The 24,314-nt window shown below is 60.0% G+C and carries 18 protein-coding genes and 1 tRNA gene; 8 read left to right on the top strand and 11 right to left on the bottom strand.

Going from position 1 to position 24,314, the window contains the following annotated elements:
- From pglZ to AC1DEK_RS08890, 6 genes are all read right to left on the bottom strand, one after another.
- Complete coding sequence (pglZ, locus tag AC1DEK_RS08915; protein ID WP_478124865.1) at nucleotides 1-2,619, bottom strand: BREX-1 system phosphatase PglZ type A; 2,619 nt, start codon at nucleotides 2,617-2,619, stop codon at nucleotides 1-3.
- A complete protein-coding gene (pglX, locus tag AC1DEK_RS08910; RefSeq protein ID WP_478124864.1) occupies nucleotides 2,612-6,163 on the bottom strand; it encodes a BREX-1 system adenine-specific DNA-methyltransferase PglX in 3,552 nt (1,183 codons plus the stop codon). Before pglX ends, pglZ begins: the two co-directional genes overlap by 8 nt.
- Before the next feature lie 30 nt (nucleotides 6,164-6,193).
- Nucleotides 6,194-9,817, bottom strand: coding sequence for a BREX system P-loop protein BrxC (brxC, locus tag AC1DEK_RS08905; protein WP_478124863.1), 3,624 nt, complete (start codon nucleotides 9,815-9,817; stop codon nucleotides 6,194-6,196).
- 13 nt (nucleotides 9,818-9,830) lie between these two features.
- Entirely contained in the window at nucleotides 9,831-10,409 is a 579-nt protein-coding gene (locus tag AC1DEK_RS08900) for a DUF1788 domain-containing protein (protein ID WP_478124862.1), read from the bottom strand.
- Entirely contained in the window at nucleotides 10,406-10,996 is a 591-nt protein-coding gene (locus AC1DEK_RS08895; RefSeq protein ID WP_478124861.1) for a DUF1819 family protein, read from the bottom strand. The genes AC1DEK_RS08900 and AC1DEK_RS08895 overlap by 4 nt, the downstream gene beginning before the upstream one ends.
- A gap of 315 nt (nucleotides 10,997-11,311) precedes the next feature.
- On the bottom strand, nucleotides 11,312-11,692 hold the full coding sequence (locus tag AC1DEK_RS08890) for a hypothetical protein (RefSeq protein WP_478124860.1): 381 nt from the start codon (nucleotides 11,690-11,692) through the stop codon (nucleotides 11,312-11,314).
- A 287-nt stretch (nucleotides 11,693-11,979) separates the two neighbouring features.
- Between AC1DEK_RS08890 and AC1DEK_RS08885 the strand changes: the two genes are divergently transcribed.
- The 4 genes from AC1DEK_RS08885 (at nucleotide 11,980) to AC1DEK_RS08870 (ending at nucleotide 15,651) form a co-directional block, all read left to right on the top strand.
- Nucleotides 11,980-13,878 (top strand): DUF262 domain-containing protein, encoded by a 1,899-nt coding sequence (locus AC1DEK_RS08885; protein ID WP_478124859.1) that lies wholly within the window; start codon nucleotides 11,980-11,982, stop codon nucleotides 13,876-13,878.
- A 393-nt stretch (nucleotides 13,879-14,271) separates the two neighbouring features.
- Nucleotides 14,272-15,102, top strand: a complete 831-nt coding sequence (locus tag AC1DEK_RS08880) for a hypothetical protein (RefSeq protein ID WP_478124858.1) — start codon at nucleotides 14,272-14,274, stop codon at nucleotides 15,100-15,102.
- Nucleotides 15,099-15,374 (top strand): hypothetical protein, encoded by a 276-nt coding sequence (locus AC1DEK_RS08875; protein WP_478124857.1) that lies wholly within the window; start codon nucleotides 15,099-15,101, stop codon nucleotides 15,372-15,374. The genes AC1DEK_RS08880 and AC1DEK_RS08875 overlap by 4 nt, the downstream gene beginning before the upstream one ends.
- On the top strand, nucleotides 15,361-15,651 hold the full coding sequence (locus AC1DEK_RS08870) for a hypothetical protein (RefSeq protein ID WP_478124856.1): 291 nt from the start codon (nucleotides 15,361-15,363) through the stop codon (nucleotides 15,649-15,651). The genes AC1DEK_RS08875 and AC1DEK_RS08870 overlap by 14 nt, the downstream gene beginning before the upstream one ends.
- 22 nt (nucleotides 15,652-15,673) lie before the next feature.
- Here the strand turns inward: AC1DEK_RS08870 and AC1DEK_RS08865 are convergent, their stop codons facing one another.
- The 3 genes from AC1DEK_RS08865 to AC1DEK_RS08855 form a co-directional block, all read right to left on the bottom strand.
- The gene (locus AC1DEK_RS08865; protein ID WP_478124855.1) at nucleotides 15,674-16,540 is read right to left on the bottom strand and encodes a hypothetical protein; all 867 of its coding nucleotides are present in this window, start codon (nucleotides 16,538-16,540) and stop codon (nucleotides 15,674-15,676) included.
- Entirely contained in the window at nucleotides 16,537-16,758 is a 222-nt protein-coding gene (locus tag AC1DEK_RS08860) for a ribbon-helix-helix domain-containing protein (RefSeq protein WP_478124854.1), read from the bottom strand. Before AC1DEK_RS08860 ends, AC1DEK_RS08865 begins: the two co-directional genes overlap by 4 nt.
- A gap of 200 nt (nucleotides 16,759-16,958) precedes the next feature.
- Nucleotides 16,959-17,240 carry a hypothetical protein gene (locus tag AC1DEK_RS08855; protein ID WP_478124853.1) on the bottom strand — a complete coding sequence of 94 codons (282 nt, stop codon included), beginning with the start codon at nucleotides 17,238-17,240 and terminating at the stop codon, nucleotides 16,959-16,961.
- A 413-nt stretch (nucleotides 17,241-17,653) separates the two neighbouring features.
- On the opposite strand from AC1DEK_RS08855, the gene AC1DEK_RS08850 reads away from it, so the two are divergent.
- The 4 genes from AC1DEK_RS08850 to AC1DEK_RS08835 are packed head-to-tail and all read left to right on the top strand — an operon-like array spanning nucleotide 17,654 to nucleotide 22,983.
- Complete coding sequence (locus AC1DEK_RS08850) at nucleotides 17,654-19,069, top strand: hypothetical protein (protein ID WP_478124852.1); 1,416 nt, start codon at nucleotides 17,654-17,656, stop codon at nucleotides 19,067-19,069.
- Nucleotides 19,056-20,015, top strand: a complete 960-nt coding sequence (locus tag AC1DEK_RS08845) for a phosphoribosyltransferase-like protein (protein ID WP_478124851.1) — start codon at nucleotides 19,056-19,058, stop codon at nucleotides 20,013-20,015. The genes AC1DEK_RS08850 and AC1DEK_RS08845 overlap by 14 nt, the downstream gene beginning before the upstream one ends.
- Nucleotides 20,015-22,033 carry an ORC-CDC6 family AAA ATPase gene (locus AC1DEK_RS08840; protein ID WP_478124850.1) on the top strand — a complete coding sequence of 673 codons (2,019 nt, stop codon included), beginning with the start codon at nucleotides 20,015-20,017 and terminating at the stop codon, nucleotides 22,031-22,033. The genes AC1DEK_RS08845 and AC1DEK_RS08840 overlap by 1 nt, the downstream gene beginning before the upstream one ends.
- A 2-nt stretch (nucleotides 22,034-22,035) precedes the next feature.
- Entirely contained in the window at nucleotides 22,036-22,983 is a 948-nt protein-coding gene (locus tag AC1DEK_RS08835; protein WP_478124849.1) for a hypothetical protein, read from the top strand.
- A gap of 479 nt (nucleotides 22,984-23,462) precedes the next feature.
- On the opposite strand, the gene AC1DEK_RS08830 is transcribed toward AC1DEK_RS08835, so the two are convergent.
- Both AC1DEK_RS08830 and AC1DEK_RS08825 read right to left on the bottom strand, forming a co-directional pair.
- A complete protein-coding gene (locus AC1DEK_RS08830) occupies nucleotides 23,463-23,615 on the bottom strand; it encodes a hypothetical protein (protein WP_478124848.1) in 153 nt (50 codons plus the stop codon).
- 581 nt (nucleotides 23,616-24,196) lie between these two features.
- Nucleotides 24,197-24,273 (bottom strand) — tRNA-Met (locus tag AC1DEK_RS08825).
- Between the last annotated feature and the right edge of the window lie 41 nt (nucleotides 24,274-24,314).

Raw genomic sequence — 24,314 nt, 5'->3', positions numbered from 1 at the left:
CTAAAAGTCATTGCTGAATGCGAGGTCGATGCGCAACGCGGCGCGCCACGCCTCGGCCTTGGTCTTGGCATCTCGGGCCACCAGGAAATAGTCCTTGGCGCGGTCGTACGATCCCGCTGCCAGCGTGAGCATAGCGGAGCGCTTGCGCTCGTCGAGCATCGGTGACGTGCTGTCGAAGGTGATGGCCAGCTCGTCGCTGATGGGCTTGTCGCCGTCGCGAATCGTGAACAGCAAGGTCACCGGCAAAACGCGCTCGGACACAGCCTCGGTCTGGATGAACTCGAAGCGCTGCTTGTTGGTGACCACCTTGTTGCTCGACCCGAGCAGGCTCACCTCCACCAGCTTGGTCTTGGTCTTCTCGGTGTCGCTTTCCTTCACGACGATGACCGGCACGACCACTTCCTGCGGCATGGCGCTGCCATGCACGAAGCGGGCTCCGCCCACAAAGTGGAAGCGGCCTGCGCCCTTAGGCACCAGAAAGTCCACGCTGCCGACGCCCTGATCGGTGCCCGCCGTAGTGGCCGTGCTGCCCGCCCAGGCGTTCTGCATCGGCCACATGCCGCGGCCCAGAATGTAGCGCTTCTTGGGCTTCAGCACGCCCGGCATGCCTTCTTCCACGGTGTGCCGGTCTGCCTCGTCCAGGGCGGACTCCTGGTACATGAAGCCATGGTCGGCGGTGACGAAGATCGTCGAACCGTTGAGGTTGTTGACGATGAAGCCCACCAGTTCCGACATCTCCTTGATGGCCTGCGCCGTGGCCTCGAAGGTCTTGGCCTCCGAGCCGCGCTTGTCGCCAATCATGTCGATCAGATCGTGATAGATGTAGACCACCTTGTGCGGCTTGACGAACTCGCGGCCTTTGTCCTTGCCCTTTTCCATCAGTGCGTCACGACTGATGGCAACGCCGCCATGCCCGGCCAAGATCGCCGATCGCTGGTCCAGCGTTGACGAGGGCTGGCCGTCCACCGTCACGTCCAGCGACGCATTGCCCTTGTAGGCCAAGCGCTGGTGCGGCAGCAGGCTGGCCATGCCCAGCGCGGTGTAGCTGGGCAAAACGCCCAGCATCGCGTCCAGGCGGGCCTTGACCCGGCTGCGGGCGTTGAGGTCATTGACCAATTCGGCCGCTGCCTCGTAGCGAAAAGCGTCGGAGATGACGACGAACACGCGCTTGGCCCCCGCTTCGAAGGCCGGCGCGACGTGGCGCCCATAGAAGTCCTGCTGGTTGACGACCTCGTCCAGCTTCCAGGATGACAGCAGGCCCGCGGGCCCTTCGACGACGGCACCCCAAGCCGAAGCCAACTGGCCGATGAACCAACCGGAATAGGCATCTTCCATGCGGTCGCGCAACTCATGCAGCAGCGACCAACCCATCGGCTCCACCGACTCAGAGGCGCGCATGAACCAGCGGTACAGCTGATCGAACCGAAACAGCTCGGTACGGTACGCCTGAAACGCCGCCGCAGCGTTGGGAAAGCTGAAGCCCTGCCCGTGCTTGGCCTGAAGCTCGAAGAAGCCGGCAGCGGCCTCCAGCGCGTCGTAGCTGGCCGCCAGCGCCCGCGTGGCGTCATTGGCCCCCGCCAGCAGCGGGTTCGCCCAATGGCCATCACGCCGCCGCGCGATGAGCTCGCGCACCGAGTCCATGTTGGCGCCGCTGCCGGCGATGATGCGCGCCTTGAGGTCGCCGATCACGCGCTTTTCGATGGCCTCAAAAGTCATCGCATCGGCCAGCTCCTCGGCCTGCATGGGGCCCAGAAGGGTGGCGATCTTCAGATCTTCGGCCACCAGGCCTGACAGCACGTCGTAGCTGCCGTAGTTGGCCATGTCGGTGCGCCAGCGGCTGGCGAACACCGATGCCTGCGCCGCCTTGGCGCGCGCTTCGATGACGAAGTGCGCCAGCGACGCGGCTGTGCTATGAATGCCGTTGCAGAAGTCCGTGGCGAACAGTCGGTACAGCAGGCCCTGCAGCGTGGGCTCCTCACTGCCAGCTTCCCGATAGCCGAACTCCCGCTCAACCAGGCTCCAGAACGCAGCTTCCAGGTCGAACGCCGCCAGTTCGTCGAGCACTTTGGGACGCGCGCCCAGATCCCCGCCTTCCGCCACCACGGCGGCAAACACCTTGAGCAGGATGGCCGAGGGGTCGGCCGTCTCGGCGCGGGCCACGGCAGCGATCATCTTGCGATCCAGGTCGTCAGCGTTGTCTGCCGGCTGAACCCAGCGCTTGAAGCGGTCGAAGCGGTCGCGGGCGCGCAGGTACTTGGACCGGGCCTTCAGGTGGTCGCGCAGCGCCCTGGTGGTCAGGCCCAGTTCTTCCAGCTGAATGGAGGCCGTGTCAGCGCTGAAGGGCTTGGACCGCAAGCGCGCATCCAGCAGCCAATCCTGGGCGGGCTCGGGTTCATCGAACGGCGCGTAGACCAGCCAGCGCACGCCCACCTCGCGCTCGATCCAGATCTTGGCCTGCAACACGGGCGTACGGTCGAGACGCAAGACCTTGACGCCCTCGATGTCGATGCCATCGATCTGCGTAGCGAACTCGCCGCCCGCATCGTTCCAGAAGACCAAGGCATGGCCCTCGTGAAACAAGCGCGTCAGCGCCGCAAGGAAGGCAGGCGCACTACTCATCGCTGCCGCCGGTGATAGCCTTGGCCTGAGCGACCAGGTCGCCGAACTTGGCGTAGTTGACCTTTACGCCGTCGTCCAGGTCCAGCGTGATTCGCATGTCGGCGTAGTGGCGCAACTTCTCGTCGTAGGCCAGCAGTTCGATCTGCTTTTTGCGCAGTGTCTCGATCTGCTTCTGCAGCTTGGTGCGGGCTGCCGACGACGACGCTGCTTCCACGTCTTTGTCCAGCATGTCCAGCCGGGACACCACTTTGGCGATCAGCGGCACCACGTACTCGGCGCGCATTCGGGCCAAGGTGCCCTCGGTGTAGCGGTGCAGGTAAACCAACGCCTGGAAGGCACCTTGTTTTCCGCTGGAGAAGAGCCAGTAGATCGGGCGCTTCCTGTAGGTCTGCAGGTGGTCCTTGAAGAACTTGTCGGCTAGGTAGCGACGAACGGTCTCATCCGGCGTCTCAGTGCCCTTGCTGCCTAGGCTCTCGGCCAGCCAGGCCATGTTCTCTTCGAGCGTATCGACGCCCCAAACAGCGCGCACGAACTCGCGCACGCGGCTGGCCGCATCCTCTTCGAACCAGCGTTCATCGGTGAGCGGAACGATACCGTCGGCGTCGGCCGGGAATCCCTTCGCGTACCGGCCCGGGTCGAAGCCGATGTTCCCAGCATGAGCGTAGATCAGCCCCGGTTCGTCCAAACTGTAGCGGCCCATCATGCAGCCGATGGCATATGAAATCAGGCGCTGGCAGTCTTTCTCGCGGTCGGCGCGCGCGAGGGTGATCTGGCCTTCGGAGACTTCAGGGGAGATTTCGTCTTGGAGGCCGTAGACATTGATAAAGAGGCGGTTGTTCTCCTCTTCCAAAAGGCGAAGCTGTTTTATGGATTCGTTGGCACTTTGGCTATAGAAACCCCAACAACCTTCGAGATCATTTTTGTGGGAATCAAGTTTTGGAGACATATCTTTCGCGAGGACTACAACTCTAAGTTGCTGAAAATCCCAACTCTCCTCGTATGCATCCCAATCAAGCTTTGAGAGCTTAATTGCCTTTTCAACGATCTTTCTAATGCTCTCTTCAGTAGATTTTTCTATGCTTGCCAGTGGGAGCATTTTCACAGCACCCACTTCAAAGTTCATTGTGGGGGACAGATAGGAGAACAACTGCTTTGCAATTGCCGAGTTTAGGAATCCGGCTATCGTCAGCAGGTTACTGTCGGCTGTTCTCGTGAATACAGAGCAACCGGCGACATCGAAGATAAAACCCGATGGGTAAAATCGAAATGCAGCAAGTCCAGAAGAGACTTTAGACCATCCGACGCTCTCTCTAAAATAATGTTGCTCAGACGGACAATGATTTCCTTGATTTTTTAGTACCCTGTAAGATGGCTCGTCAAATGTTATTAGATGATCCTGATTGCCGTACCATCTTGAAAAGCCGCCGCCCTTGTTATATGGAAACCACTTTTTCCCGCTCTCAAACGCGGCCGTTTTGTCGATGCAATTCAAAAAACTCTTATCTTTCGAAACTTCATACCATTCTCTGACGAATCTCGCATTTTCTCCTGTCGCCATTCCTTGGCGAGGATCGTAATGGTTATCAAGGCGATCAAACCTCGAAAAGGCGGCCAACTCTTCCGGCTGGATCCAATATGCAATTGGTGCACCAGGTATAGACCCCAAGTTCTTTTGCTCCGTGTTGTCGAACCTGGATTTCTTGGCAAGCAAGGCGGCGGCTTTTTCGTTTTCAGGTAGATCCACTAAACGAAAAAATGCTGGCCTGTAATGTTCAGCGCTGCATTTTTGAACTACGAATGCGGCTGCCTGCACAACTTCGCCTGATATTTCCGGGAAAGCTCTTGCGCCCAGATGCGCCAATGTCACTATCGTGTGTTCATCTAGTATTTTGTGCCGGAGCGCCTCATAAGAGGAAAGAAACATCCAGCTATGCATTGTCACTAGGCCATTTAAACCTGCCGGCTTCGCCAGTTGCATTCCTCGTTCGATAAACATGGAAAACAGGTCGGCCTTAGTGTCTTCGAATTCGCTTTTTGCAAAGTGTCTCAGCTCGAGATTCATGCCTTTTGTGCCCATATACGGCGGATTCGCCACCACCGCGTCAAAATGCATCCCCAACACCAACGCCTGCCACGCCAGCGGCAGTGCATCCTTTGCCGCCTGCCGCGCATATAGATCACCGTCCTGCAAAGCGTGCCGCAAACCGTCCGTCATCGCTGTTAGTTGCCCGTTCAGCGCCGCTGGAATCTGAATCAGTGATCCAAAGGTCTTGGCGTGTTCGAATGTGTCGACCAGCGCCTTGAGTTGCGCGCGCTGCAGACTGAAGGGCGCCAAGTGGCTCGCGAGCTCGTCGACGTCCAGGCCCTTACTTTCCTGAAGGGCCAGTACGTTGAGCTTGGGCGGCTCGTTGAACAGGCGCCGGTCGTCCGCTCGTGCCTTCATCAGCAGCGCGAAGGCGGCGAGCTGGCTGGCACGGCCGTCGATATCCGCACCGTAGAGGTTCTTCTCTAGGATTAGGCGCGGAATCGCGCGGGCTTGGTAGCCACGCTCCAGGTAGATGGCCTTCAACACGTCATATGCGACCACCAGGATGTGTCCGCTGCCGCAGGCCGGGTCAAACACTGTGATGGTCTCGGGATTCAGCGTCTCCCCGTCCTCGCGGACGCGCGCTTGGGTCAACGCATCCAACTGCGCCTGCACCTCGGGCGTCTGCTCTGCCGGCTGGATGTAGTACGGCCATTGGCTGGCCAGCGTGCTGGTGGGGTTGGCCATCAGCCACAGCCGACCGACGCTGTTCTGCACGAGGTACTGCACGATCCAGTTGGGCGTGAACAGCTGGGTGGCGGCGGGGATATCCTCGCTCTTGACCACCTTGCCGATGACCTGGTCCTTCTTCTCGCTGATATAGAACTGGTACAGCCAGCCGATGACCTCGATCTCCTTCCAGTCTTCTTCGGGCACCGACTCGACCAGCTTGGCCACGATGGAGTCGGTGCGTAGCAGGTTCTCGGGCAGCAGCAGCTCGGTTTCGTCGTCGATGCGCTCGAACAGGAAGGGCATCACCCGCGACAGATCATTGCACTGGGCCACCAGCAGCAGTTTGTAGAGCTCGTTGTCCTGGTTGCCGGCCACCTGCATCTCGCGCGCACGGTCGACGTTCAGGCCCGGCAGCGCAACCTCGCCGGCATGGCTCAAGATCTCCGGTAGGCCCCCATCCCGGCTTGACAGCACGCGCCAGCCATGGCCCAGGTAGTCGTGGATCTCCATGTAGCGCAGCGCGGCGAAGCGGTTGAACCAGGTGTAGGCCACTTCGTCCATAGTCTGCTCGAAGCCATGGCGCTTAATGCGGGCGATGAGTTCATCGCGCTGCCCGGCCACCTTCACGGGCCACTCGCGCCCATCGATGATGGCGACATCGCCAAGCAACTGGGCGGGCACGGTGTCTGCGGCCGAGATGCCCAGCACATTGGCGCGCTCGGTCACCGCCTTGATGAAGTCCACTCGCGCGTTGGGCGCGTAGCTCTTGAGGTTGGCCTTGTTCACGTCTGTCCCTGGATATCGGTCATGTTGTGCTTACTGGATGCGGGCACGGTGGCCCGAGGCGATGGCCGCCATCAGCTCGGCACGGAGCTTGGCCACGTAGTCGTCAACCTCTTGCTCGGTTTCCAGATAGGTCCTGGCGCCTAGGTCTGCGGTACGCACTACGCGGATCGGCTTGGCTGCCGGGGGCGCGGGCGGAGGGGGCGGTGTTGGCGTTCCGCCCGGGTTGGCCGGGGTCGGCGGTTTGGCTGCGGCTTTGACCTTGGCGGCGGCAGCCACCGCGGCGGCGATCTTGTCCATCGCCTCGTCCAGCAGTTCACCCGCCCGCTGCTGCAAGAACATGATGCGTGGAATGCTCACCAGCGCGGCGAGCTGCGCCTTAAGCTCTTGCAGCGGCCGCAGCACGGCGTTGCGCACGCTGGGCTCTGCGTGGGCATCGTCCAGGGCCTGGGTCGCTTCCTTGATCTTGGCGTCGATGGACAGCAGCGCCTTCTCGCGCCGCTCGCTGGCCAGCGATTCATTGACCTTCTCGACCGCCGTCAGCAAGGCCTCGATGCGGTTGACCTGTGCGTAAGGCGTCGGGTTGGCGCGGATGGCCTCCAGGTCACTCAACGGTTGTGACGAAGCGGCATCTTTGGCCAATGCCTCGCGGTTGTCGGCAAAGCTCGCCAAACCATCGAGCATGCGCGCCCATACCGGGGCCTGCGTCTTGTAGAAGCCGAGCACATCGTGCGTGTCTTCGGCCAGGTCCAGCCAATCGTCGCGCGACGACAGCATGGCGTTCAAGAACTCGAAGGGGTCGCGGATGGCCAGTTGACGGTCAATCGCCTGCAAAGCCTTGGCGATCTCTGCGGCGCCCGGGTAGTGCTTCTGCTCGGCCTTGACCTTGGCACGCTCCAACTCGACTTTGCGCTGGCCCAGGTTGTCGCGGTATGCCGCGACTAGGCCGTCTTCGTCGTCCGGCGGCTGCAGGGAGAAGATTTCGCGGTGCAAGTCGCGTGCCTTGGAGCGGGTGCCGGCATCGGCCGTCTTGCGCTTGAGGATGGACACCTGCTTGAAGCGCGCACCCTTGGTCAGCGGCTCGGCGGCGGACTTGGGATCGAGGTCTGAACCCTCCATCACCAACTTGATCTCGCCGGCCATGAACAGACGGGCGATCAGCAGCACCGTTTCCAGCTCAGGCCGCCAGCCCCAGGGTGCGCCGGCGAAGCGGTCCACCACGTCGGAGAGCAGCACGCGGCTGGTGCCGGCCGCTGCAGTGAGGTACTGCCTCATCTCGCCGATGGCCAAGGCATTGCCGTCCTCGCCGTCGAGTGCGATCTTGTATTGCCCGTGCGTATCGGCCGACAGCACAGCACGGATCTCAGCGGCCGGGTCCGCCTGGCGGACCTTGATGTAACCGAGCTTGGAATAGGTATTGGAGACGAGGTAGTTCAGCGCCTCGTCCACCAGCACAGACGGGCCCTGGGGCTTGAGGGTGAGCTTCTGGCCCAAGGCATAGAAGTCGCCCCGGCTCAACAGCTCGGACAACTGCGCGAGGATGCGCGTCTTGCGCTCGCGGTTTTCGTCTTTGCGGTCCAGCAGGATGCGCTTGAGCGATGGTGTGGCGGCGTCGGTTTTGGGCCCGCCAATGTACTTCTCGATCTGCACGTAGGTGCGCAGCTCCACGTCCACTTGGGCGTCACTAGCCATGCGCAGGATGGCGCGGCCTGCGCCTTCGGCACTTCGGCCGATGCACTTGGCCTCGGTCATCAGTTCGTAGTCGGCGCCGACGGGTGAGAGCACTTCCAGCGTGAGCTGCTGGTTGGCCTGGCGCCACGGCGCGCTGTCGAGCAGTCGGTTGAACTCGTAGTCGGTCTTGGTGTCGCGGTGGCGCACCTTGGTTTGGCCGCTCAGCACCTCGTCGAAGACCAGCTCGGACATCAGGCGCGAGACCTCGGCCGAGGAAATGTCGACCGACTTGATCTCCTGCGAGACATCGCGCTCTTCGTTGGTCAGGAAAAACCAGAGGTCGCCGTTGCGGCTGACCAGATTCTGCCGCTCCAGGCGCGCAAGGCTTTCCTGGATTTGGCGCTTCAACGCCAGCTTGTCGGCGTCAACACGGTCGAGGCACAGGGTGGCTAGGTTGTCCACCGTGGCCTTGATGGCGTCGGCGTAGCGTATGAGGAACAGCGCGCGCAGCAGCTTGATGTCCCACGCCTCCAGCGCCGGGTTCTCGCCGGCCTGGTCGATGGCGCGCTTGACGGCTGAATCGAGGAAGCTTTCGATGGATGGGTAGAAGTCATACAGGGGAACGAAGGCGTCGATATCCTTGTCGCCGTTGCTGACGGCTGCGGTCTGGAACGCATCGAGCATGGAGCGTTCACCGCGCGCAAGGTGGCGACCGGTGGCGCCCACTCTGCGGATGGACTCGAATACCTTTTGCAGCAGCTGAAACTGGTACGGCGCAAAGGGGTAGTACGCGGCATAGTCCTCGGCATCCTTGAAGCGCGGGAAGGCCACGGCATGGTCGGCGAACGAGAGCTGGTTGTTGATGATGTCGCCTTTGGCCTTCCATACAGCCACGAGCGCTGCCTTGGCTGCGGGCGTCTTCTCCAGCAGGCGCCGCGAGATCACTTCGTCGGTGTTGGAGCTGGACAGCGACAACCGGGTATGGAAACGGGCGGTGATCTTGGAAAAGTCGTTGGTGCGAGATTGATTGGCTTCGCCCAAGGTGGCGTCGATGTCTTCCTGGCTGGTGACGATGACCCAGGCGCGGCCCTTGCATAGCGTGCCCAGTTCTTCGGTGATGGTTTGCAGGTTCAGCATCAGCTGGGTGTTCTTGCCGATGAATGCCCCCACCTCGTCAACCAGGAACACGATTCGATGGCCTGGCCCTTTGGCATCGAGGTAGGCGCGCACGAGTTCGGCGAAACCTTCGATGTTGATGCGGTAGGCATCGCGCGCTTCGTCGAACCATTTGCCGGCCGACTCGGTCGACATTTTGAGCGCTTTGCTCAGGCCGGCGATCACGTTGTCACGCAGGAAGTCGACTGCGTCGCGCTCAGCATCCCACTCATTGCCGTAGGAGGCCTTGAAGGCTTCCTTGAACACCTCGAAGCAGCCCTTGGAGATGAGGTAGCGCTCCATATGGGCCACGTGCGGCGCGTCACCTGACAGGCCCTGCATTTCGTTGAAGACGCGCAGGAAGACCTGCAGGATGGCGTCGCGGTCGCTTTTGGCATCGGCCTTGGAGTCGATGTTGAACAGGATCACATCGGTCTTGCCGGCCACCGCGCGACGCACGTCGCCCAGGAGCATCGGGTCTTTGAGCTTGGGCTCGAAGAACTGAAGGGCGCTTCGGCGCTCACCGTCGCCCGGGTGCGATGCCTCCAGGTTAGATAGCAGGTATGAAAGGATCTTGATGAAGTGCGACTTGCCCGAACCGAAGAAGCCCGAAACCCACACGCCCATGCGCGCGTTGATCGTCGGGTCATTGGGATGGTCCATCGTCGCCAAGTAGGCGTCGAAGAAGCTCCGCAGATACTCGGTAGTCTGCTTGGTGGTCACATACTCGTCGAGCTCCTGCCAGACGCTTTCGTCGTCTTGCTGATCCGCCTTGATGACCCCGTTGATGGGCCGGTCGATCGGCTTGACGAACAATTCTTTGATTTTCATGTGTCTTACTCGTTCACGAAACCAAGCGGAAGGCTCGGTAGTAGTTGTCATCGCTGAGCATGTTGAACAGGCGCAGGGATTGGCCGTCGTATCGACCCGGGTACAGCATCAACAGCGGCGTGTCGCGCATCTGAGGGTGCAACGCTGACAGTAGCGTGTGAGTGCGAAGCATCGGATAGACCGCGCCAACGCCCTTCACGATCAGAAGGTCCAGGTTCTGTGCCCCGACAAGGTCCACCATCCGCGCGGCGAGGCGATCCTCTTTGAGCACTGAGCGCAGGGAAGCCAGCAGAGCCTCGTCGCCCTTTTTTTTCTGCATATCGAACGCCTTCTCAAGCAGCCCACGCTCTTCGAGCAGGCCCATGACGGATTCGAAGAGGTCGATAGTGGCGAAGCGGAGATCGGGCTTTTGCTTGCGCAGGCCGGGCTCGATCACCTCGGTCAGCCACGAGCGCATCTGCATCTCACTCTCGGGCGGGTAGTCGAAGATCCAGAAGCCGATTTCGCCGCCGGCACCTCTGTTGTCGAGCACGTCAGGCGATGCGAGCCGCGGCAGGACTTGGTTCAAGCGATCGTCGAAGGATGCGGTCATGCTGTGGCCTCCATGCGGGTAAGCGTCTCGGCGTCCCCCAGTCGTTTGAGATACGCGCGCGCCTTCGGGTGCAGCATCGGCGGCGTGAGGCCCATGCGGCGCGTGGAGTCGAGGTACTTTGCTTCGGCAAGGATGCGCACGATCACCTGGAATAGCTTTTCGCGCGTGGACGCTGCCCATTGACTCACGGCGTTGTCGCGGTGCTCGCACTCCGTGAGGAACGCTTCCCACTGCCGATGACTCAGCGTGTTTTCCAAGCGGCGCAGATCAGCGATGTACACGTCGCGCAGGAAGTCGCTCAGCAGCCTGCTATGTCGTGCCGACGCCGCAAGCAACAGCTGACGGCAAAGTTCACTGTCGCTCTTGGCAACAAGAGTCAATCCTTCATCGTCAAGTGTTGCCAACCGGTTGCGAATCAGCCGGGCCTGCCGGCGCGCGGTTGCCGGCGACTTTTGCAATAGGTTTTCATCTTTGATCGCGGCGTCCCACTGAGCGTCGGTGGGACGATTCAACAGGAGCTTGGCGATGCGTCGGCTCTCCGGAACCATGAGGGAGCCCGCAGAAATCTCGGCGTTATAAAGTCCCACTTATGACCTTTCCGCGGACGCGTCAGGGGATACCTGCTCGGTCATTCTTGGTAAATCTTTAGTAGTCAAGTTGCCCCCGAACACGTTGCGGGGCGAACATCCTGTTCCGGGAGATGGCGCGAAGGGGCAAAGTGATCGTAAGTGTAACGAGACATCGCATCGGCCGTCGAAGCCGTTTATGGCGGCGCTCCGAGCTAAAAGCCTTGGTTGAGTGCAATCGTCGATGTGCCGAGTAGCCGAAAAAGCTTGGCGACCTCGTCGTCCAGCCCTCAGACTGCAGAAGCAACCGGTCGAGGCCATCTTCGGCCGACTCGCTCATGCTGCGGCGGCGTCGCATGACGGTCCGCGGCTGGTATTCGACGCCCGAGCCACGGCGGCTACCGCCATCGCCCGCCGCAGGCCGCTGAAGCGCCTCCTGCGCCTGTGCCCGGGTGGAGGCCGCGCCGGCGGCTCAGCGCCTTGCCTCGGCCTTGGCGCGGGCCAATCCGGTCTGGGTGCGCTCGACCTGCAAGTCGTGGCCGCGCTCGAAACTCGGCGATGGCCGCGGTCACGCCCATGATCATCTTGCCGCGGCGCTCGTAAGTCGACACCGCCGAGCGCAAGGCAGTGCACTTTAACGCCCATGCCGGCGAAGGCCTCTACCGTGGCGCGGACGTCCAACGCATTGCGCCGCAGGCGATCGAGCTTCGTGCCCACCAATACGTCGACATCGGTGGCCGACTGCGCCCGTGTTCAAAAATCCGCGTGCAGCTTTTTTTGAAGGCGCTTCGCGCCCACGACACAATCCTTCGATTCGCCCACGGCGCGGAAGTCAAGTTTGGGGCCAGAGCTGCCGGGACGCGATTCGGAGGTTCTATGACTGATGACTGAGCAGAGCCGATGCTCGTCAAGCCTGTGAGATTATCGACAACCTGGAGGCGGGGCTGGATAGCTTTCGGACGATTGCTGGCCCTCTCTAAATCAACACAACAAAGCCGCTCATCATGGACGCCAACACCCGCAAACTCGAACGCATTTTCGATTCGACTATTACCTATCAGGTGCCACTCTTCCAGCGCCCCTATGTGTGGACGCAGGAAGCCAACTGGGAACCACTATGGGAAGACATTCAGGCCCTGCTGGATAAACACCTCCGGGGCGGCATGGTACACCCGCATTTCTTGGGGGCGGTCGTTCTGGAGCAGCTGGCAAATTCAACAGGCTCTATCGAAAGTCGCCAGGTCATCGACGGGCAACAGCGCTTTACTACACTACAGCTGTTCCTCATGGCCGCTCGCGACCATGCCAACGCGCTCGGCAACACAAAGTACGCTGAACGTTTTAGCGATCTCGTCGCCAATCGGCGCAACCGCATCGACCAAGATGATGAGGTTTACAAGGTATGGCCAACCAACAGCAACCGAGCCGCCTTCAAGGCGGTTCACACTGCGGGCTCACCCAGTGCGCTTGAGAAAATCATCAGCACTACACCGGAGCTGAAGGACAGCACCAACAATGTCATCGACGGCTACCGCTACTTCCATGACCAAATCAATGGCTGGCTAAAAGGCGAGTTGGATGATGACCTTGATGCGGAAGTGCTGAAGATGAAAACACTCGACGACCGTTTCGATTCGCTCTGGCACGTCGTCAAAGATTGCCTGCAGCTGGTCGTGATCGATCTCGACAAGGACGATGAGACCCAGGTCATCTTCGAAACGCTCAACGCGCGCGGCGAAGACCTATTGCCCGCCGACCTCATCAAGAATTTTTTGTTTCGGCGTGCCGCCGCAACCTCCGACGCAAAGAATGTCGAAAAACTCTATGTCGATTACTGGCAGCGGTTCGAGACAAACTGGTGGCGGGAAGATGTCAAGCAAGGCCGCATCACCCGCCCCCGTGTCGACGTGTTTATCAACTACTACCTGGCGATGATGACCCGTGACGAGGTGAAATCATCTCACCTGTTCAACGCATTCAAAACCTTTGCCGAGCAATCACAATCTGCGGCCGGCTCGCTCCTTAATACGCCGAAATCGACCGCTGAACATCTGGAGCAACTTGCCCGCTACGCCGACGTTTTCAAGACCTTTTACGAGCCGGGCAAGCATGCACGGCTGGCGTCTTTCCTACGGCGCCTGGAAGCTATTGACACGACCACCGTATACCCTTTCATGCTCTACGCACATGCTGAACTTGTGCCTAGGCATACTGAAGAATTCGACAGCATCCTTGCGCTGATCGAGTCCTATCTGGTCCGACGCATGCTTTGCGCCATGACCACAAAGAACTACAACCGCTACTTCATCGACCTTATCCGGGCGCTCGACAAAAAGGGCGCAATCACTGCCGCCAACGTCATTGAATACATGGCCAAGAGCGCGGCCGACAGCACGTTGTTTCCCAGCGACGACGAATTTGAAACCGCCACACTTGGCTTGCCTCTATATAACCGCCTAGCCCAGTACAAAGTACGGGTCATTCTGGAGGTGCTCGACGCCTACTCGCCCGCTGCCAAAAGCGAACCGCTTCCACTGCCTCCTGGTCTGACGATCGAACATGTTATGCCACAAACTTGGCAGCCCTATTGGGCGCTCGCAGATGAAGACAAGACTGACCCGGTGGCGGAACAAAAGGCAATCGGGCGGCGCGATAGACTGGTCAATTCTCTCGGCAATTTGACGCTTATCACCGGCAGCCTGAACCCGTCACTGTCGAATAGCAATTGGGACACGAAGCGCCCCGAGTTGCTGAAGTTCAGCAAGCTGAATCTCACCCAGTATTTCCACGATCGCGACGCCGCAGACTGGAACGAAGCCGCGATCGAGAAGCGCACTCGTCACTTGTATTCGCAGATGGCCAAGATATGGCCTTACCTACCGTCTACAACATCCCCAAGCTAGCCGACGATAGCGACTCCGAAGTCGGCTTTCTTGCTGGTCAAGAAAGGCAACACATCGGTTGTCACTTGCGCCCGTTGGACCGATCTGAGCCATCGGCTTCAAGCGAAGCGCACCTCCTGGTCGTCGCGCCTGCAATTGCTCGGCTAATGCCGAGGCCGAATTCGCCTATGCGAGATCAACAGATCAACAGATCAACAGCCGGACGGCCGGGTGCTGGTCGACGGCGCGCAGCCGGACTGATCAGGCGTCGGACGGGGCGACGTGGACGCCGACCGCCGTGCGCAACCTCCTGGCGCGTCTGCCAGCCATGTGAGGGCGTGGGGGCGGGCGCCGGCAGCCGCCTTGGAAGAAGGTGTTCCCGGAACGCTCGTCGTGACGAAAGACTTCGATTCCATGAACACGCAAACCGCCGCTCCCCAAAGCCCCTCCGATGCCACCGTACCCGCGGCCGTTCAACTTGCCGAGCAGGCACTCGAAGCCGCGCTGATCGCTGGCGCCGATACCGGCCCCGCCCGAGCCGCGCTCGAAGCCGCACGCGCCGCTGCAGCCGCCGAGCGCGCTGCCGCCGATCAAGCCGCACGCGCCGCCACCGAAGCCGATCACGCCGCCGCCCAGCAGACTGAGGCCGAAGCCGTCGAGCAGGCGCAGGATCAGGTCGCTGACGCGATCGAAACCATCGAGTCCGCGCCTGATGCCGAGCCGCTGCCCGCGCCGGTCGAATCGCCGATCGTCAAGCTCGCCGCTCGGCACTTGGCGCAGGCCCGTTCCGGCTTGAAGAAAGCCAATGTGCCCCACGACGTCGCGATCGCCGAACGCGATGCACTGCGCGCTCGCCTGGAACCGAAGTCCCGCGAACTCGAATCCATCCGGGCCCGCCGCTCGGCCGGCGACGAGCAGCCCGGCGATGCCGCCACCATGACCGCGTTGAGCATGGACATCAAGGACCTGGGCCGCATGCTGGCGCCGTTGGAGGCCGCCGTGGTGGCCGCTGCGCCCGCCGCGCAGCAGCGAGCCGTGGTCGACGCAGAGGCCGCCCTGGTGGTCGCCCAGAGCCGCGCCGTCGTCGATGGCATGGCCGAACGTGTGCGCCTGCTGGAGGCTCACTTCACGTCCCAGGTGCGCGCGCTTCGCCTCGCTGCGGCCGACCGGGGCATGACCAACCTTGCATCGATCTACGTGCCAAGCGACGCGTTGCGCAAGGTCGCGATTGGAGCCTGGGTGTGAGCGCCGCCGGTCAATTCAAGAAGGGCGCGCCCAGCCGCAACCCGGCGGGTCGGCCGACCCGGGCCGAGGTGATGATGCGGAAGGTCCGCCCGACTCTGGTCGCCCTCGGCGCGACCGAACGGGAAATCTCGGCAATGGCGACCGCGTTCGCCGAGAAATCGATGGAGGGCGTCAAGATCGTGATGGGCGTCATCTGTCTGCGGGTCGATGCGGCCAAGCGTGCCGCGCAGGCCGAGTCGGAGGCATCGGAGTCCAACAATGACTTCTTCTAAAAAGCCGCTCACGTTGCGGCAGGTCTATCGCGGTGCCGAGCGCCTCGACGCGCGGCACGGCACCGAGGAATACACGAACGCGGTCTTCCAATTGATTCTGGATCGCACGTGCGAAAAGTTCCAGGCCCTGGCGGGAGCCCGGCGCGCTCGGCCGGTCATCTTCGTCAAGTCGATCCAGCAGACCGGGTGCACGACCGCGAGGTACTCGAACTTGACGACCGAAGAACTGATCCTGATCGCGCGACGGCTCGCCCTGAGCTATTCCGGTCGCGCTTGAGGCTCATCGCGGCGGGCCTTTTTCAGTGCGCGTGCGCCGAGTGGTCGTGGCATGCAGGGCACCGTGCTTCGGCGCGACCGTCTGCGGTGCTCCGCGCCTGTAGCGCGCCGGTGCCGCAGGCGCCGCAAGCGAACTCCGTCGAACTCCAGCGCGCTGGCGGGCGCTCCCCGGTCGCTTGGAGCCATGTGACCAAGGTCGCTGCCGGCCATACCGTGACGCCTGCGCGTGGCCGCGCCAAGGCCCATTCCTGGCCGCTGGGCGCGCCCTGGCAGGCGGGGCAATGGTGGCGGTGCGTACCGCGCGATTCACGCGCCAGCAGGCCCGCATAGCCGCACGTGGGGCAAGCGACGACAAGTCGGCCGTGCTGCGCGCTCCATGCGGTGTTGCCGGGCCGCGCGTCGCTCAAGTGGGCGCCGTTCGGGAGCCGCTTCGCTACGACGCCGACCGCCTCGGCCGCGTGGCGCGCCTCGACCGCGTGATGCACGACCTCGCCGGCCGCCGTCTCGGTGGCGACCGCGAACATGGTCAGGGGCTCGAAGTGCGCAGGCGGCTCGCCCTTCGAGTTTTGGCCGATGTGCCATTCCCGCTCGCGGTTGTAGCAACTGACGCAGACGCCGAACTGCTTGATCAGGCGCAGGTCGGTCCGGTGGCAGCGCATGCATTCGCGCGAGTGCTCGCGGACTTTCCGGCCCATCGCCGCGCCCGGCGCTACGTGCGCGTGGTGCGCGCGGCCGATGGCGCATCCGCAGCAGGCCGTCGCGCTGGGCGCCGCGTTCCATTGGGCGGCGCAGGCTTGAACCGACAACGTCGCGCTCAAGCGCTCGCAGCGGAAGTACGTCGCGCCGGCCGGCACTCCAGCCGGTGCTGGAACCACCTTGACCGGGATCATTCGGCGGCGGTCGCGGTGGTGCTGGCAAGGGCGCGCTGGGTCAAGCCCGCGCCCACCTTGATGACGTCGGCCATCGATCGCCCGTGCTCTCGGGCGATCGCGCGAAGGATGCGGGCAGTGTCGCGGTCGACCGCGACGCTGATGTTCGCGAACCCCTGCTCGGCGAGGCGTCGGCGATAGGCGCGGGTGCGCTCGGTGCTGGATTTGGGGGTGCTCACGGTAGGCCGTTCTTGTGACTGGGAGGCCTACAACTGTTTAGTCACGACTTTTCGCGTGACCGTGATTCTCGCGCACGATCAGCGGGTCGGTGGCGCGCGTGGCGGCCGGTGCCGGGTGGGGCTACCTCCGGGCCGCGTTCGGGCCGCTGTGGCGCTCCCTGCCGCGTCGTCTGTTGGTGTTCAGAGTTGTTGAGCCTTGGTCAAAGTTGTTGATCGGGCCGGCTCACAGGCGTGGAGTTTTTCCGCATCGCGACCTCAGTGGCATGCTTCGCACGGCCCCCCTCGAAGGAGGATGGGAAGTCAAAACGACCGACTAAACCGGAGCGGCTGTCATGGGCGAAGCAAAACGAAGAGGTACTTTTGAACAACGCCAGGAGGAAGCTGTCGGTGCTTTGCGCAGAAAACTTCCTGAGCACGTAACGTGCAACAACTGCAAGGCGGATCTGACCGAAATTCATCCGATGGATGTGCGCGGACTTCAAGGAAGCGCCTGGCCGGCGCCGCCCACTGCGCAGCGTGTAAGCATGACACTTGGGTGCTTGATGGCACGCCGGAAGCGTTGGGAATGTTCCAGAGTTGGCTCGACTCCGAACACGGAGCCGAAGCCGTTTCAGTTGGCGTCGCGCAGCTGTAACGGAGCGCCAAGCCCCGCACGTCTTCGTCGGCCTAGCTCGGGCCACTGTCCCTAGGACTGCACCCGGCCAAAAGCTGTCCTTTGGCGCGAAGCAGCCAGCGGCAGGTCTAGGCTGGGGCCAGTCTTTCAAGGCCGACTGCCCGATAGACTGCTCCCATCGAAAGCGAACGCCGAAGTATGCCGATCGACTTGGCGCTAAGCGCATTCACGGATTGGCTTCGCCTTCGAGGAAAATGAGGTCTAGGAGGTGGTAGCAAACTTATGCAAAGAAACGAAAAACAGGTGCCGCAGGAACGTGCTCGAACGGCGCCGCGGTCTGGCGGCGTAGACACCTCACTGCTATATGAGGAGTTTCGGCGACAGTTCCAAGCGTCAGGAAGGCCGGTAAACACGGACTTTCGCGCTCTGGTCAGCTGGGTGAAGCTTGGCGATCAAAGAACTCATCTTATCCATTCCTACCCGGCGAAGCTCCTGCCGCACATTGCCCATTTTTTTGTTCAAGCAAGCGCTCTGTCTGGAGTGGGTTCTCGAGTGCTGGACCCCTTCTGCGGCTCTGGAACGGTGCCTCTCGAAGCTAGCATGAGCGGACGCCAAGCGCTGGTCGCCGACGCGAATCCAATGGCACGGTTGCTGACGCGTGTAAAGACGACTCCATACTCGCCCGACGAGCTGCTTACAGAGGCAATCGAAATACTCCGTCGAGCGCGTCGGTACAGAACGGCACCGGCAGTTGATATTGTGAACAGCGCTCTGTGGTACTCGGCATCGCGGAAGAAGGAATTGGAGATCCTGCGCCGAGCAGTCTTTGAGGTTGATGACGATGACATGCGCGACTTCTTTCTCGTGTGCTTCTCAGTCGCTTGCCGGAAGCTTAGCTATACCGATCCGGCGATATCTGTTCCGGTTCGGCTCAAGGCAAAGGCTGGGCGCACACTTGCGGCTAACAATGAAATTGCTCAACGGCTCAACAAGGTTGATTCGGCAGATCATCTCGAGGAGTTTGGAAACGTTTGTCTTGCCAATATTCAGCGAATTGTGCGAACAAATGCAGAGTTTCCCGATCGGATAGCAGCTCGTGCTGTTGGAGACGACGCGCGAAGTCTGTTAGACGAAGAAGGTGGCCCTCTAGGAGCAGGCACTGTCGATCTGGTGGTTACGTCTCCGCCGTATGGTAGTGCGCAGAAGTATGTTCGTTCAATGAGCCTATCTTTGAACTGGCTCGGGCTCGCTTCGCCACAGCAGCTGTCCCTTATAGAACAGGCAACCATCGGTCGAGAGCACCTACCCCAACACGTCGCAGTTGCTGAACATCTTCCAAAGTTCAGTCGATCGTTCGAGTTATTCCTGCGCAAGGTTTCGAAAATACACCCGCTCCGCGCGAGAATAAATCGAACTTATCTAAGCGAGCTGAGGAGCTCGCTGCGGGAGATTTCACGTGTTGTCGCAATCGGAGGGCATGCCGTAATTGTGATCGGGAACAATACGGTGTGTGGCCTTGCCATGGCTACAGATAGATTTATCGCCGAATGCATGGATGAATTCGGAATGTCTTTAGAGCTGCATCTCCACGACAGAATAAAATCACGAGGCCTTTTGACAAAACGAAACGGAGGCACCGCGGCGATCGCACGCGAGAGTATTTTGGTCTTTAAAAAAACCCGCAATGTCGTTAGCTGAATGTGAACGTCGACTAAGGATCCTTGCAGCTCAGGCGTGGGATGGCGAAGTTCGATGGTCGGACATAACAGCATGGGCCGAGAATTTCGTCGGTGCCACCGCTCCCCAGCGAGCCGAAGAGTTGCATGCTTTGTTTGGGCTGAGCCGCTTCATGTATTTTAGCCGTAGGTTAACAAGAGAAATGCTAAAAGCGCTATATCGGGATCATTTCGAGGCGCCGACCATGCAACGAATTCGGCGTAACTTCAAAAACACTAAGGATGTTCCTTTACTGCGAAAACAGTATCAGGATCAATTGGCCGCCACCCGGTTCGTCGGATTGGGTAACCCTGCTGAAAGTGGCGCGCACTTGCTGTACGTTTTTCGGCAAGTGAACGGCTTGCCCAAGGACTACTTCGCCGATCTCCTGTCCGCCTTTGCAAGTAAGCCCAGCCGCACGCGCGCTGGAGAGATTGAGTACAAAATTCGCGACGCGTCAGTCAATCGAATCGTTTTCTTCGATGACATCGTTGGATCTGGGACTCAAGCAAGGCAGTATCTTTCCGAGGAACTAAATAGAATTCGTGCGGGTGATCCAAATTTTGAGCTTAGTTTTCTTTCTTTGTTTGCCACTACGGAAGGCCTTGAGCGACTCAATGTCCCGGAACTTTTTGATGGCCGTGCCACGTGCTTGTTTGAACTAGATTCTTCATTCCGAGCGTTCAGCGTAGACGCGCGATATTTCGCAGACTCGCCCGCATGGTTCAATGCTGTGGACTTCCAGGCCATGGCGCGACAGTATGGAGCTAGCCTCCAGCCTCGCTTGCCTGTAGGCTACAAGGATGGCCAACTCCTCCTTGCATTTGCCCACAATACACCGGACAACACGCTGCCAATCTTCTGGGATCAAGGGACCCGAACGCAGTGGCATCCCATCTTTCCCCGATTTGACAAGAAGTACGCCTAATGGACGACCCGGAGCGCCAGAACCCTTTTGCCCTAGTAAAAGCGTCCGACTTCAGCGACGCCCAGATACACGAACTTTGGGTCGAGCTGGGCGCGCCCATGATCAACAAAATCATTGAGCCGCGACTAAGAACGTCCAAGTACATTCTCGGCGGCAAAGGCACGGGGAAAACGCATCTCCTGCGCTATCACTCGTATCAAGTCGCAAGATTGAGGTACCCGAATGAGTCGGGGCTTGAAACGGTAGCACGACAGAAGTATCTGGGTATTTTCATTCGTGCGGCGAACGTGGATCCGGGACGATTTGAGCCTGACCCCGCTGATATGGCGAAATGGCAAAGGCTCTTTGGCATCTATCTAGAGCTTTGGCTCGCACAGCGACTGCTTGAGGCTCTCACCGACATTCAAGTCACGTCTCCAACGTCGGAATTCGATGATCACGCTGTGCTCGAGGCGCTTACTCGTAGCTTGCATGGGGCGGTGAACGAAACATTCAATTCACTGTCGCAGTTCGCCGATTGGCTACAACGAGAGCGCCGCAACATTGATCATGCGGTCGACAACGCTGCCTTCAGTGGCGTGCTTGATGTTCGGGTCTCGTTCTCGATCGGTGGGCTTTGTGCTCCGTTAGGGTTGGCACTTCGAAAATGGCATCCAGCGCTTGCAGATGTCTCACTCATCTTCATGATCGATGAGATTGAAAATTTTTCGGCATTCCAACAAGAGGTGCTCAATTCGCTGATTCGGTACGCAGAGGGTGTTATCACCTTTCGTGTCACAGGTCGCCTTTACTCAATCAAGACAACGGCAACTATGGCGAAGGGCGAGGAGAACAGAGAGGGATCGGAGTTCAAGACGACGACCCTTGATGACTTGCTCAGGGGCTACCAAGGCTATGGAAATTTTGCGAAGGCTTTCGTAAAGCGCAGGTTGAGCGTGGCAAAGCTTGGTGATGGGGCAGAGAGGTCAGGCTTCTTCGATCCCACCGAACACCTTGACGATGTCGATTCAAGCGCTTTCTATGAGAAAGCCATCGATGCTCTCGGCATAGAGCCGACGCCGCAAGATCTCGCGCGCCGTCTCACAGCTATCCTGGCCAATGCAGATCCAAAGGTGAAGTTGAACGCAGACGACGCTCGCAGAGTGTCTGACATCCTCATCTCTGGCCTGCCGGTCCTTCTTCAGCGATTGAACATCCTTTTATTTTGCAAAAAATATCGAAAGGCGGGAACGGCGTTTAACACTGCGCAAGAGCTACGCGAAGCATCTGAAGTGCTTGTCGCGTGTCAGGGTAAAGGAGCTCGAGGAACCTACGCCACTGCCTATCAGCACTACTCAAAGGACCTGTTCGCTCAGCTATGTCGTGAGTCAAAGGTCGGTGGCCCTATCTACGCCGGTTTTGAGACCTTTGTGAAAATGTCATCGGGCAACCCCCGGAACCTGCTCATCGTTCTAGGTCGAATGCATGAGATGGCGGCATTTAGGGAGATGACCTTTAACAAAGGGCAGAAGCTATCCGTCAGATTACAAACCGAGGCAGCGATTGAAGCAGCTCGGTTCCTTCTTGAAAGTGATACGAACTACGGAGGAATGGCTGAACAGGCCAGGGAGGCCATTACGAAACTGGCTTTGACGCTGCGAACGGCCCGATTTGCGCTAAGTATCCCGGAAGTCTCGCCACTCGCCGTGAGCTTTGCGATTGAGGAACTGAACGACGATGCCCGGGCCACTTTGAATTCGGCGCTCAACTACTCCATGCTGTTTGAAGTGCCAAGTGGACGCCCTGATCGCAACAGCCAAAAGGTCCTAAAGAAGGCGCAGCTCAACCCGTTACTCTCCCCGAGATGGGGCTTGTCGATCGGCCGCAGGGGAGACCTGTCACTTGGCAAGGAGCTTAGCTGCGCGATTTTTGGGCCCGGTCACACGAGCGAGTTCGATGTACTGCTAAAGGCGCTGGACTCACGTTGGAACAACCCGTTCAAAAAGCCTGAACCGGATTCTCAGCCCACTTTGTTCTGAACATGCTCGACTATTCGATTTACTACCGGCGACCGATTCGTGTCAACAAGATTAGCGCAGAGCTCGAAAAATTCGATGTCTTCGTGTCAGCATTTAACTCGAGTGATCGCATCGGTGGCGTCTTTAACGATGTGCGTGCGGACCGTAAGGTATGGCTAATCCATCCGGAGTATCAATACACACCTCTCGACCTGCCAGCTGGCCAGGAAACGCTAACTCCCCCTGGTGTCGATGAGGTGGTCCAAGTTAAGGCGCTGCTCGACCGTTTGGGCGAGCTCAAAGACAAATCGCTATGTATTGACGCGACCGGCTTCATGCGTCACGTCTTAGCGTTCTTGGTACCAAAGCTCGCAAGCATAGGGCTAACCGAATTTACCGTCTTGTATTCCGAGCCGCAGGCATATAAGAAGCAGGAGAATACCGCATTTAGCACAAGAACTTCTGGAGTGGTCCGGCCGGTTAGAGGCACCGGCGGCAGCCCCGACCCAAGCGCCCGAAATGTGCTTGTCATTGGGGTTGGATATGACTCTAAGCTGATCTCAGAGGTTGCAGCACATAAGGACGGTGCCGAGGTCTACCCTCTTTTCGCTTTCCCCTCGCTCAGTCCAGATATGTATCAACAGAGCGCGATCCGAGCGGCATCCAGTGGGGAAGTGGCGGTGCCTGAACAATGGATCACAAAGCGCCGATTTGCTCCGGCCAACGATCCCTTTTCGACGGCGGCGGCGTTGCGCTCAATTGTTGACGAGGTGGATCGGCAAGGCGCGCCGGCGAATATCTACCTGTCACCCTTGGCAACCAAAGTTCAAACCTTGGGATTTGCGCTGTACTGGCAGCTAGAAGGTCGCCTGCGCGGCGGGGTTTCAATACTCCTTCCTGAATGCAGCACTTATTCGCGGGAGACCACTACCGGGCTCAAGCGTTTGTGGAGCTACACCGTCGAGTTCTGACGCAGCACATTCACCGCCAAAAAATTGTTCGCACACGTGAGAGTCGGCATCGTTGTCAGATGGTGAATCGAGGTTGCTGTGAATCAACGACAGAAATCGCTGCACAGCGGTCATCGGCCTGCGCAGGGCCACAGTCTGTAACGGGCCCATACTGGCTGTACGGGTCCGTCGCTAGACCGGACGGTTTCATCGGCCAGCAAGAACAAAGCGCCGGAAAGGCGCAGCAACTTTGAACCCCCGTTCGGCAAGCATGCCGGTCGCAGTTGGTGCGCAGGTGCTTGATTTCGCTGAGCCCGAGCGGCCAACAACTGTGAGGCCCAACTTTGTCGGTTGGTGCGCCGGCCTCATTCAAGCCAGCTCGCGCCGGGAAAAAATAGCCCGCACGAAGCGGGCTTGAAACGCCCTTGCGGACGCCGTAACCGGAGAGTTACCGGCGCAGTGTGGCGTCACGACACGCTCATCCGCGATCGTGTGGGCCGCTACGCCGCCATCGCCGTCGGAAGCTGGTACACATTGCCTTCTTCAACAGCGCCGATCGCCAAGTCCGCGATGAAGTCGTTCCAGCGGCGCAGCGCATGCGTCTTTGCCGGCAGGTGCAGGCCCCTCGTCGTAGTTACGATCCTGAACGCCACTGAGCCCGCTAGATCCTCCCGAACCGCAGCGCGAGGGATGGCTCGACGCGCTGGCCGATCGCCTTATGGCGACGCCGAAGCGCCCGCGCTGCGGCCGAAGAAGAAGCCGCCGCCAAGGCAGCAGTCTGCGCAGGACGATGCGGCCCCGTTCGCCCGCTGGGTCGAACCGTGAAGGCTATGTGCGCTGGCCTCGATCGCCGCATCGCCGAGCCTGGCGAGGCAAAAAAAGCCCACGCGAGGCCGGGGCTTGAAAACGCTTGCTCGATATCAGGGCCCGTCGTCCTAGAAGTTTGCCGTCACGAAAACGCGCCTTTCGTCAGCCTGTCGATGCGTTTCCGACTCGGCGCCGGATTTCGACCGTTGACACCGAGCCTGCTGCAGTTGCAAAACAGCGTGGTCGGCGGCGGCGCTCCGAACGCAACTCCGGTCAGCCCTTTCGGGCGGCGCTCCCAAGCACGCCCGCCGCGGCCTGCGCGGCTGCCGGCTGAGCGTCTTCAAGAGCGTCTTACATCCGCCCTTACATAACCCACCAAAGAAAAAACCCTGCTATCAAACTGATAGCAGGGTTTCCTCGCAGTACTTGGTGGCTCTTCACGGACTCGAACCGCGGACCTGTGGATTATGATTCCATCGCTCTAACCGACTGAGCTAAAGAGCCGAGCCCAAAATTATAGCTGTTTCCGAGCTGTCCTATAGCGC

It is taken from the genome of Variovorax sp. 10N420, from assembly GCF_056394705.1.
Note: the sequence above shows the minus strand (reverse complement) of the source record. Positions and strands in the feature narration are given on the sequence as shown.